The following is a 12,175-nucleotide window of genomic DNA, read 5'->3' on the forward strand; positions in this document are numbered from 1 at the left end:
ATGTATTTGTGATGAAAAATTTTCTAAAACTAAGTCTTTTTCTTTGTGCTTTTGCTACGGCAGCGTTAGCACAAGAAAATCAAAAATGGAATATAGAAAAACCGGGTACTGCTTTAAAACCATTATCTTTTACTACCGATGAAGGAACCTGGATGAATTTAGATGTTAGTCCGGATGGAAAACACATCATATTTGATTTATTAGGCGATATATACAGGATGCCAGCTATGGGAGGCACTGCAGAGCTTTTGTCTGGCGGCTTTGCTTGGGAAGTACAACCACGCTACTCGCCCGATGGAAAATATATTTCTTTTACCAGCGATAAAAGTGGTGGCGATAACATCTGGATGATGAATAGTGATGGTACAGGAAAAAAACAAGTTACTAAAGAAGACTTCCGCCTGCTAAATAATGCCGTTTGGACATCTGATAGCAAATATATCATCGCCAGAAAGCATTATACCGGCTACCGCTCTTTAGGTGCTGGCGAGCTATGGATGTATCATATTTCTGGCGGCTTAGAAGGTATCCAACTCACCAAAAGGAAAAACGACCAGCAAGATTTAGGCGAACCACATACTTCACCAGATGGCGCATCGGTTTATTTTAGCGAGGATGTTAGTCCGGGCCCTTATTTCCAATACAATAAAGATCCTAACGGTGATATTTATGCCATAAAAAAACTCAATTTTAGTGACGGTAGTATAGAAACAATAGTGGGAGGACCAGGTGGTGCTGTTCGTCCGCAAGTTTCCAGAGATGGTAAAATGCTAGCTTTTGTAAAACGAGTACGTTTAAAGTCTCAGCTTTTTGTGCATAACCTAGAAACCGGAGAAGAATATCCTGTTTATGATGATTTATCCAGAGACCAGCAAGAAGCTTGGGCAATTTTTGGCGTATACCCCAATTTTAACTGGACACCAGATAACCGCTCTTTAATTTTTTATGCCAAAGGGAAAATCAAAAAAGTTGATGTACAAAATTTAATGGTTTCTGAAATTCCTTTCCAAGTAAACGTTAAACAAAATATAGCTGATGCTGTAAGGTTTAACCAAACTGTTTTTACTGATGATTTTGATGTTAAAATGATCCGGCAGTTGGCTACCTCTCCCGATGGTAAAATGGTAGCTTTTAATGCTGCAGGATATATTTACACCAAAACCCTGCCCAGCGGAAAAGTAGAAAGGTTAACCAATGGAAGCGATTGGGAGTTTGAACCCTCTTTTAGTCCTGACGGAAAATTTATCGTGTACACTACCTGGAACGATGAGCTCCGTGGAACTATCCAAAAAATAGATTTAAAAACAAAAAGAAGCACCACCATCAGTCCGGAGCGTGGCTTTTACTATTCGCCAAAATTTAATAACAAAGGAGACCAAATTGTATATGTAAAAGGTGTTGGGAATGATGTTTTAGGGTACACTTTTGGTAAGAACCCCGGAATTTATGTGGTATCTGCTAATGGCGGACAAGCAACATTCATCACCAAGAGAGGTACAAAACCCATGTTTAATGAGCAAGATAACCGCATTTATTACCAAGCCAGAGAAAATGGTAAAAAAACATTAAGCAGCTGCGATTTAAATGGTAACCACAACAAAACTCATTATACCTCTACCTACACAACAGATTTTATCCCTAGTCCGGATGGTAAATGGCTAGCTTTTCAGGAATTGTTTAATGTGTATCTAGTACCTTTACTCCAAAACGTTCAAAACATAGATTTATCTGCCAATCAAAAAGCCTATCCCCTTAAAAAGCTTAGCAAAGATGCAGGCAGCTATGTACATTGGAGTAAAGATAGTAAAGCTATCCACTGGACCTTAGGGCCGAAATATTATACCCGAGAAATTAAAGATGCTTTTGATTTTGTAGATGAACCGGGCAGCAAAATCACCAAAACAGATAGCTTAGGTTTACCTATTGATTTAAAACTTAAAACAGCTGTACCTAGCGGTAAAATTGCTTTAAAAGGTGCCAGAATCATTACCATGAAGGATAAAGAAGTGATAGAAAACGGCACTATCCTTATAGAAAACAACAAAATTATAGCGTTGGGCAAAGAAAGCGAAGTTAATATCCCGGCTGATGCAAAAGTTTATGGCATGTATGGCAAAACCATTATCCCTGGTTTTATTGATGTACATGCACATTTACACACCAGTCCGGATGGTATCAGTCCGCAACAAGATTGGTCGTACTTTGCCAATCTGGCTTACGGGGTTACCACCGCTCATGACCCCTCAAGCAATACAGAAATGGTGTTTAGTCAGGCAGAAATGATTAAATCAGGCCGTTTAGTAGGTCCGAGATTATATTCTACAGGGACCATATTATATGGTGCAGATGGTGATTTTAAAGCCGTTATCAATAATATAGACGATGCCAGGTTTCATTTAAAAAGGATGCAAGCGGTTGGTGCTTTTTCTGTAAAATCTTATAACCAACCTAGAAGAGAGCAAAGGCAACAAGTTTTACAAGCTGCTAGAGAACTTAAAATGGAAGTGATGCCAGAAGGTGGCTCTACTTTTTTCCATAACATGAATATGATTGCCGACGGGCATACCGGTATAGAACACAATATCCCTATAGTGCCTATCTATAAAGATGTTACCACTTTCTGGAATGCCAGTAAAACGGCTTATACCCCAACTTTAATTGTTTCTTATGGGGCGCAGTCTGGAGAGAATTACTGGTACGATAGAACCAATGTTTGGGAGAATGAAAAACTTGCAGAATTTGTTCCTCGTTCTATCATAGACCCGAGATCTAGAAGGAGAAATACTTCTGAATATGGCGATTATGGCCATATAGAAGTCTCTAAAGCCGTAAATCAAATAGCTGCTGGTGGTACCAAAGTAAATTTAGGTGCGCATGGGCAATTACAAGGTTTAGGTGCCCACTGGGAATTATGGATGCTAGTACAAGGCGGAATGAGCGCTCATGAAGTTCTTAAAGCTGCTACCATTAACGGTGCAGATTATTTAGGTATGAGCAAAGAAATTGGCTCTCTAGAGAAAGGCAAACTAGCAGATTTAATTGTATTGAATGAAAATCCACTGGAAGATATCAGAAATACAGAAAGCATACAGTATGTGATGGTAAATGGTCGCTTATTTGAAGGCGAAACCATGCGAGAGCTAGGCGAGAACATACAACCTAGAGGTAAATTTTGGTGGCAGTACAGTAAAACAGAGAACTATCTAGTACCTGATGGTGAAGTACAAACCTGGACTTTTACCGTTCCGGAGTGTGATTAGGGATTAGGTGGTTAGATGGTTAGGTGGTTAGATGGTTAGATGGTTAGGTGGTTAGATGGTTAGGTGGTTGGTTAGGTATTAACTTAACGGTGAGTTTTTATCTTTTAATGCTTTAACCGCGGAGGGCGCAGAGGACACGGAGCTGGGTGGTGATTGTTATTTGTTAGGATAAAAATTATGTTTGTTAGCTTAGTTTTCTTTGTGATGGTATTTGTCTGCCTCTATCGCCTGAGGGGCTCTTTTTTAGGAGTATAAGTAATAGGTAGAAAGATGCCAGAAAATTAATATTTTATGTTTAAGGTATCGTTTTATAATATTAAATAATATTTAAGTCTAACAATCTCACCAAAGAACCATCTAACTAACTCTAAAAAGCAGAAAGTTAGATGGTATTATTTTTACCAGCTAAAACGATATTTAGACTGTGTTTTATAAAGATCCCCAGGCTTTAATATAGTGGAAGGAAAAGCTGGCTGATTAGGGGAATCTGGAAAGTGTTGTGTTTCCAAACAAAATGCTGTCCTAAAATCATCTTTAGCCCCTCCTTTAAATGAGTTTTTACTCATCATAAAATTGCCACTATAAAACTGCAAGCCCGGCTCGGTTGTAAAAACTTCCATATTGATTGAAGTTTTATCACCCATAACTTTAGCCGCCAAAATCATTTTTTCAGAAGGCTTGCTTTGTAGAACATAATTATGGTCATAACCTTTACCATTTTTTAATTGCTCATCAGGTAAATTAATTCTGGCTCCAATAGCCGTTAGCTCTGTAAAATCAAAAGGAGTATTTTTTACAGGTACTATTTCTCCGGTAGGTATTAAAGTACTGTCAACAGGCGTAAAAGCTTTAGCGTTTATTTGTAATTGATGGTTTAATATATCTCCGCTTCCCTCGCCATTTAAATTAAAGAAAGCATGATTGGTTAAATTAACAACAGTTTTCTTATCTGTTGATGCTTCATATTGCATGATTAGCTCATTATCATCATTAAGCTTATATATTACTTTAACAGCTAGATTACCAGGATATCCTTCTTCCATATCTGGAGATAGATAGCTAAGTTCTAAAGTTTGATTATCTATTTGTTTAGCATCCCAAACTACATATTGAAAACCTTTTTTACCACCATGCAAACTATTGGGAGGGTTGTTTATGGCTAGCTGATAATTTACCCCATCTATAGAGAATTTACCTTTTGCTATACGGTTGCCGTAACGCCCAATGGTAGCACCAAAATAAGGTTCTGTAGATGTTATATAATCATCAATACTTTTAAAGCCTACCACAACATCTACAAAAGAAGTGTCTGTTGTTGGGATTAATAAACTCACCAACCTACCACCATAATTGGTAAATACCGCCTTCATCTTATTGTTATTCACCAATTGATAAAGCTTAACTTCTTTTCCATCTATCAAGGTATCAAAAGCTGCTGCGTAGTTAGGTAGCTGTTCTTGTGTACTATTTTGTGTTGTTTTGGGTTGTTGGCAAGCATATATCAGCAAAGCTAACATAGCCATAAAGCTTATTTTTAAAATATTCATTTTCATTAAGTATTAGTTTGAATTGTTGTTCGATGCTGGTCGGCAAATTCTGTTGGTGTTAATTTAAATTGCTGATAAAAGCATTTAGAAAAGTAAGAATGCGAACTAAAGCCAACCATATAACCAACCTCAGAGATATTATAATCTTGAGTAGTTAATAATTTAGCAGCATTCTTTAGCCTTATAACTCTGATGAACTCATTAGGTACATGGCCTGTCATACCTTTTACCTTTTTATATAAGCTTGACCTGCTTAAACCCAGTTCTTTACCTAACTCTTCTACAGAAAGTAATGGGTCTGATATACGCAACTCTATAGCTTCTATAAGCTTATTTAAGAACTTTTTATCTTTAGTACCCGACGCTAAAATTTCTGTACTCTCAAAAGGATGTTGCGCAAAACGTTGCTTTAAATTAGCCTGAAGCTCTATTAAATTACGAGCTATTAAAGATAATTGCTTCCATTTAAAAGGTTTAGCAATATATGCATCAGCACCACTTTCTAGACCTTCTATTTCTGCATCTGAATTGGTTTTTGCTGTAAGTAAAATAATAGGTAAATGACTGTAATTGATATCGTTTTTAACCTCTTTACAAAAACTTATGCCATCCATTACAGGCATCATCACATCAGAAATAATTAAATCTACATGATGTTGTTCTAACAGTTTTAAACCTTCCTGCCCGTTATTTGCTTTAATAGGATGATAACCTTCTGAAACCAAACTTTGAGACAAGAAATTGAGTAAAGATTGATCATCCTCCACCACTAAAACAATTGGTTTACCATCATGATGCTCTGATTCTAGTTCTTCAACCCTATCTAAAGCGTGTTGTACTTCTTCTTTCTCCTGAAAAGGAATTAAAATGGTAAAAACAGTTTTTAAACCCTCTTGGCTATCTACCAATAATTTTCCTTGATGCTTTTCTATTAATGATTTAGCTAATGCCAAACCTATACCTGTACCGCCTAGATTACTGTATTGATGTTCTGCAGTGCTTACTTTAAAAAACTTGGTAAAAATAGAGTTGATTTGATCTTTAGGGATACCAATACCGTCATCCTCAATAGAAATAGAAACCATAGCTTGGTTATCTATCATTGCTATACCATTAATACTGATACTGACTTTTTTTCTGGTAAACTTAAAAGCATTAATCAAGAGGTTGCTCATGATTTTCATCAAGGCTTCTGGGTCTGCCATCATTTCTAAATGTTGGTGAGCAGTTTCTAAAGAAAAATCGACACCTTTTTGATAAGAAATAGAAGAAAAGCGCTCTTTTAAATTATTGATAAAAGAAACCAGCTCTATTTGTTCTTTGTGTATCTCAAAAATATCACTTTCTATTCTTCTAAAATCTAACAGCTGGTTAACTAAAGTTAACAGTCTATCAGAGTTTTCTTCCATAATTTGAAGTTGCTCTTCGCTTTCTGGGTCTTTTTGTTTTTTACCTAATAACCTTTCTAATGGTGCTATAATTAAAGAAAGTGGCGTTCTAATTTCATGTGCCATTGCTGTAAAGAACTCTATCTTTTGCTTGTAGAAATCCTGCTCGCTTTTATTTTTTAGTCGCTCTAGCTTAATTTCATTTTCTTTTCTAGCTTTTTCTGTAGCGTATTTTTTGAAGAGGATAAAGGATAGGATGGCTAAAATGGCGTAAACCATGTAAGCCCAAATGGTTTTATAAAATGGTGGTAAAATGGTTAATTGTACAGTAGAGATATTGGTGGTATTTCCCGTGGCGGTATCAGACTCTCTAACTTTAAAAACATAATCTCCGGCAGGCAAATTGGTATAAGTAGCTTTTCTTTGCGAACCAACATTATTCCAATCTTTATCAAAACCATCCATAATGAAAGAATATCTGATTTTGTTTGGCGAAACATAGCTTAAAGCGGCATATTCTATACTGATAACAGATTGATTATGATTAAGGACTATATTTTGAGCAAAATTTATGGTTTGCTTGATAGGGCTATCATCATCTGATAAATCAATATCTTTATTAAACAATTGGAAATTGGTAAATGCTACCTTAGTAGGCTGTGTAGCAGTTTTAATTTTCTGCGGATAAAAAGCATTAAAACCATTTATACCTCCAAAATACAGCTTGCCATCTTTACTTTTGTAATAAGATTTATAGTTGTATTGCTGGCTTTGCAGGTTATCCCATCGTCCAAAATTACGAGTGGTATTATTAAGAGTATTGAGCTCAAAAATACCACTATTGGAAGATATCCAAAGGTTAGATTTTTCATCTTTTAGCACTCCATAAACAACATCTGTTGTAATGCCATAACGTTCGTCGTAAACGGTAAATTTCTCTGCTTTTTTATTAAAAACGTTTAAGCCACCACCATCTGTACCTAGCCATAAATTGCCTTTATCATCATCTAAAATAGAAATAACTTTATTAGAACTTATAGCGCCCTCTTTGGGGGCATAGGCGTATTGTTTAAGCTTACCTTTTTTATCAATTTTGATTAAGCCATTATCATAAGTAGCTATCCATAAAACCAAATCTTTATCTTGATAAACCTGATAGATACAGCTTTTAGCTAAATATTTTTCTTGTATACGAATAAAAGAATCGCTTTCTGGATGGTACAGGTTTAAACCTGATATGGTTGATACCCAAATTCTTCCTTCGCGGTCTTCATCTATAGCATAAATACTATTATCGCTTAAAGTTTTTGGGTTTGATGGTTTACTTTTATAACGCTTTATTTTCCCTGTTTTGGGATTAAGAATATTCAATCCACCGGTATACATCCCTATCCAGATATGGCCAGCTTTATCTTCGTAAAGGGCATGAATATTATGGTAAGAAAGAGAATCCTGATTTTTACTAAAAGGATATTTCTGAAAAGTCTTATCAGTCTTGTTAAATAAGTTTAAGCCCCCATCTTCTGTACCTATCCAAAAATTTCCGTTTCTGGTTTCTAAAAAAGCACTTACGGCATTTCCAGAAAGCGAATTGCTAACCCCAGAAGGGTAATAATACTCTAAACCGAGGGCTTTTTCATGATAATAGTTTAAACCACCAAAATAAGTCCCAACCCAAATACCACCTTCTTTATCTTTAAAAACTCGGTAAACTGCATCATCACTTAAACTGTAGGGGTCATTATTTTTATTTTGATAATTAACAAATTTATTGCTTTTGATATCGAAGATATTAAGCCCTTTTTCTGTTGCTAAATAAAGAAGTCCTGGTTTTGGCTGATAGATACTTCTTACGATATTATCACTGATACTTTGCTTTCCAGATTTTTGGTAAACCTTAAATTTCTGGGCTTCCTCGTCCCATAGGTTAAGTCCACCAGACATGGTACCCACCCAAATATGCCCTTCATGGTCAAGATATAAATCTAAAATAACATCATTAGAAAGGCTACCGGGTGCAGAAGAAGCTTTATAATGCTTCATCTCTCTGGTTTTGGGGTTAAGCACATCTATACCTTTGCCATAGGTTCCTATCCAAATATGCCCAGCCTTATCTTCAATAATTTTTGATACTTCATTAGATGAAATACTGTTATTTACCTTTGGGCGATGACTAAACTGAATAAGTTTATTTGAACTAGGCTGATAGCTATAAACGCCTTTTTCTTTAGTTGCTATCCAAATTTGTCCTTTTTTAGACCTAAAAATATCATTGATGAATATCTTCCCCAAGGGCTCAAAAAGCTTAAATTTTTCTGTTTTAAGATCAAAAATATAAATACCTTCATCCGTACCTATCCAAAAGGTGAACTTATCATACTTAAAAATTTTTCTGATAAAGTTATTCCCAATAGTACCTGCTACATTTTTGTTAAACTGGAAAGATTTAAACTCGTAACCATCAAACCTATTTAAGCCATATTTAGTACCAAACCACATAAAGCCTTGCTCGTCTTGCGCAATATCCCAAATGGTATTGGCGCATAAACCGTCTGAAACGGTATAATTTCTGAAAAACATTTTTTGTGCTAGTGCATCCTGAGAGCCCAGGCAAAGCAAAAGCAACCAAATAAAACATGATTTTACGAAATATGGAGGCATTAAATTGGCTTTAAATAGTATGTGTTCTAAGTTAATGCATTTACTTGATTTCGTTTAACTTTTTAATCAGTTCTACTTCATCGTTACGGTAAGGTGTACCATCTTTTTTGAAGATATCATGAAACCATTCTATAGGTTGTTCTCCGTTTTCTAAAGGTGTATCCCAAGCATAAATGGTATTAGATTTACCTGCTACCAAACCCCAGTTTATGGCGCCTATATTTTCTCTCTTAAGCATCGGCATGATGTTCGCAAATCTGCTATTTCTGGTTCTTGCCATATACTCTGTACATATCATGGGTCTGCCAAAAGCTTTTAACATATCTATTACTCTTTTATGTAAATCTGGCTCTTCGTAATTGTGATAGGTGATGATATCAGAGTTTAAAGCTTGCATGGCATTTAATGCATGAAAATTCCATGCCCAAAGACCAATACTTATAGGTTGCTGTGGTTCTACTGCCCTAGCCCAAGTTATAACACTTTTTAATAATGGGAATGATGTATTTAATTTACCTGAGTTTCCCGGTTCATTATACAAATCCCATAATAATATTCTTTCATCGGTTTTAAAATGCGTCATCACATCTTTTACATATTTCTCTAAAGCCGGAAAATTACTGGCATTTTTTGAAGCTGGGTCTCCGGGGTCTTGTACCCAACCAGAGTTATGGATACCTATTTTAGGTTCTGGTTGTTTGCCTGCGAAGCCTTGTTTATTCCAGCAATCATCAAAAAAAACAAATATGGTTTTGATACCATGTTTTTGAGCTATAGAAAGGTATTGTCCTACCCTATTTTTAAAACCCGATGGATCTTTTTCCCAAGCTATGCTATGTAAATATACTCGCATGGTGTTAAAGCCAATGTTTTTTGCCCAAGCCAATTCTTTATCTATGGTAGCTGGGTCAAAAGTTTCGGCCTGCCACATTTCTAATTGATTGATAGCGGTACTTGGTAAAAAATCAGCCCCGTTTATCCATTTATGTTTACTATACCAAGCTTTTGCTTTTTCTATTGGCCATACTTTGCCAATAACACTTACCGTAGTATCTTGTGCTTTGATGGCGCTGCTTAAACACAAGAATAAAAGTATCAGTTTAATGATGTTTTTCTTTTTCATATCTGCTAAAATTTTGTTTCCTATTTATTTTCAGAGGGATTTTTTTGTGCTATTCCTGTCTTAACAGGGGTGTTAAAGTTTGGTGTACCATCTGCATTCCAAGTGAATTTTTGTGCTCGTGGAGATCTGTGACCACCGCAACCTTGACCCGGAGCCGAATTTGCATGATACAATATCCAGTCTTCTGTACCATCAGGAGATTTAAAGAAAGAATTATGCCCCGGTGCATACACGCCATTTTCTGGCGATTGTTTAAAAACAGGTTGTTGGTTTTTCTCCCATGAACTAGCTTTACGGATGTTTTTACCATTTAGACTAAGCATCCCTAAGGCATAAAAATCTGTCCAACAACCACTTGCCGAGTAAATGATAAAGGTTTTAGCTCCATTTTTCAGGACTTGCGGACCTTCATTTACAGCTACATGTGGCGGATTATTTGGGTCGTTTAAATCTCCATGAAGCTCCCATGTTAATTGTGGTGTTGATATTTTATAGCGTTTACCTTTTATGGTATAAGGATTTTTCATTTTGGCAATAAAAATTTCTTGCTTTCCATTGGTATCTCCCTCCCAACCAGACCACACCATATACAACTTATTTTTGTGGTAAAATACAGAACCATCTATAGCCCATTTATCTGTTTTGTCATGTACTTTTCCTTTAAATACCCAATTTCCTTCAAAAGGATTGGCAGCATTATTTTCCAAAACATACATTCTATGGTTTTGATTATTACCATCATCAGCAGCAAAATACACATACCATTTACCCTCAATAAAATGAATTTCTGGTGCCCATATTTCTTTAGAATAGTTGGTTCCTGCCGGAGGTACAAAAATGGTTTTTCTTTCTGCGTTTTTTAATTCAGATAAATTCTTGGTTTTCCAAATTACTATGCTGTCTTGTAAAGTATGGGTATAGTAGTAATAACCATCCTTATAAATACTCCAAGGGTCTGCACCGGCCTCTAGCAATGGATTAGTAAATGTTTGGGCTTTTAGGGGCTGGTACCAAAAGAATAGCATCAACACCAACACATAACTGTGTATATATTTAGATTGTATTTTCATATTATTTCTCTCCTGAAGGTTTTGTAATTTGTAAACCTATAGCTACAGGCTCTCCAAAATTTGGGAAGCCATCTGTACCTATCGTTATCTTTTGCATCCTCACGTTTCTTTGTTCTGCGCAACCTTGGTTAGGATTACTATTTGCGTGGTAAATTATCCAGTTTTCGTTGCCATCTGGCGATTTAAAAAAAGAATTATGCCCTGGCCCGTAAGCTCCACTTTGCGGCTTTTTAGTAAAAACAGGCTGATTGCGTTTTACCCAATCGTTTAAATTTAGAGGATTACCGCCATCATTTAAACTCATCATCCCCAATGCATAATCATCTGTTCCGCAGAAACTTGCAGAATAAACCATAAATACTTTGTTATTGATGGTTAAAACCTGAGGAGCTTCATTAACGCCAAAACCATTTCTCTCCCAAGCAAATTGCGGCGTAGTTAAACGGGTAGATGAGCCTTCCAATGTCCAAGGATTGGTCATCTTTGCGATGTAAATGTTTTGTGTTAAATCTGCATTATTTGGGTCTGGTCTTCCGCACCAAAGAAAATACCTTTGGCCATTATGTTCTAAAACGGTACCATCAATAGCCCAAAAATCAGTATCGGTATTAAAAATTCTACCTTTATTTACCCAAGTTCCGGTAGTTGGGTCGGCATTACTATTTTCTAGTACCCAAGTACGCTGTGTTCTGTCCTCGCCATTACCCGCTGTGTAATAGATATACCATTTGTTATCTAAGAAGAATAGTTCTGGTGCCCAAATATTTCTTGAATTAGGCTGCCCGTTAGTTGGTGTAAAAACGGTTACCGCTTGCGCTGATGAAATTTTAGACATTGCCTCTGTTTTCCATAATCTGATAGCGTTTCCTACCGTATGCATGTAATAATAAGTACCATCTTTTTGGTAAACTGATGGGTCTGCACCGGTAATTAAAGGATTTGTAAAAGTAGTTTCCTGTGGTGGCACAAAAGGCTCTACAACAGGTTTATCACTACTTTTACATCCTAACCAAAAAACTAATGAATAAACTATATAAATTCTAAAAATCACTCTTACATTCATTATTTCTTGTTTTAAATGGCTTAATAAGTTTAGCTCTTTTGGAGGATGCCTAAACCTATTAAG

6 protein-coding genes are annotated in these 12,175 nt (G+C 36.0%); 1 reads left to right on the top strand and 5 read right to left on the bottom strand.

Going from position 1 to position 12,175, the window contains the following annotated elements:
* The first annotated feature begins 11 nt into the window (after positions 1-11).
* Positions 12-3,260, top strand: a complete 3,249-nt coding sequence (locus H510_RS0104545; RefSeq protein WP_036691888.1) for an amidohydrolase family protein — start codon at positions 12-14, stop codon at positions 3,258-3,260.
* Between the two features lie 398 nt (positions 3,261-3,658).
* Here the strand turns inward: H510_RS0104545 and H510_RS0104550 are convergent, their stop codons facing one another.
* From H510_RS0104550 to H510_RS0104570, 5 genes are read right to left on the bottom strand one after another with little or no spacing between them, the layout of a single operon-like run.
* Positions 3,659-4,813 (bottom strand): galactose-1-epimerase, encoded by a 1,155-nt coding sequence (locus H510_RS0104550; RefSeq protein ID WP_036691891.1) that lies wholly within the window; start codon positions 4,811-4,813, stop codon positions 3,659-3,661.
* Positions 4,813-8,856 carry a hybrid sensor histidine kinase/response regulator transcription factor gene (locus H510_RS0104555; RefSeq protein WP_081659185.1) on the bottom strand — a complete coding sequence of 1,348 codons (4,044 nt, stop codon included), beginning with the start codon at positions 8,854-8,856 and terminating at the stop codon, positions 4,813-4,815. The genes H510_RS0104550 and H510_RS0104555 overlap by 1 nt, the downstream gene beginning before the upstream one ends.
* 40 nt (positions 8,857-8,896) lie before the next feature.
* Positions 8,897-9,979, bottom strand: a complete 1,083-nt coding sequence (locus tag H510_RS0104560) for a cellulase family glycosylhydrolase (RefSeq protein ID WP_036691892.1) — start codon at positions 9,977-9,979, stop codon at positions 8,897-8,899.
* 20 nt (positions 9,980-9,999) lie between these two features.
* On the bottom strand, positions 10,000-11,049 hold the full coding sequence (locus H510_RS0104565) for a glycoside hydrolase family 43 protein (protein WP_026903229.1): 1,050 nt from the start codon (positions 11,047-11,049) through the stop codon (positions 10,000-10,002).
* 1 nt (position 11,050) lies between these two features.
* The gene (locus H510_RS0104570; protein WP_036691895.1) at positions 11,051-12,112 is read right to left on the bottom strand and encodes a glycoside hydrolase family 43 protein; all 1,062 of its coding nucleotides are present in this window, start codon (positions 12,110-12,112) and stop codon (positions 11,051-11,053) included.
* Between the last annotated feature and the right edge of the window lie 63 nt (positions 12,113-12,175).

It is taken from the genome of Pedobacter glucosidilyticus DSM 23534, from assembly GCF_000425145.1.
In the GTDB taxonomy this organism is placed as follows: Bacteria; Bacteroidota; Bacteroidia; order Sphingobacteriales; family Sphingobacteriaceae; genus Pseudopedobacter; species Pseudopedobacter glucosidilyticus.

Excerpts from the sequence above, each read along its gene's own strand:
- H510_RS0104545 (WP_036691888.1), top strand. The coding sequence starts at position 12 with ATGAAAAATTTTCTAAAACTAAGTCTTTTTCTTTGTGCTTTTGCTACG.
- H510_RS0104550 (WP_036691891.1), bottom strand. The coding sequence starts at position 4,813 with ATGAAAATGAATATTTTAAAAATAAGCTTTATGGCTATGTTAGCTTTG.
- H510_RS0104555 (WP_081659185.1), bottom strand. The coding sequence starts at position 8,856 with ATGCCTCCATATTTCGTAAAATCATGTTTTATTTGGTTGCTTTTGCTT.
- H510_RS0104560 (WP_036691892.1), bottom strand. The coding sequence starts at position 9,979 with ATGAAAAAGAAAAACATCATTAAACTGATACTTTTATTCTTGTGTTTA.
- H510_RS0104565 (WP_026903229.1), bottom strand. The coding sequence starts at position 11,049 with ATGAAAATACAATCTAAATATATACACAGTTATGTGTTGGTGTTGATG.
- H510_RS0104570 (WP_036691895.1), bottom strand. The coding sequence starts at position 12,112 with ATGAATGTAAGAGTGATTTTTAGAATTTATATAGTTTATTCATTAGTT.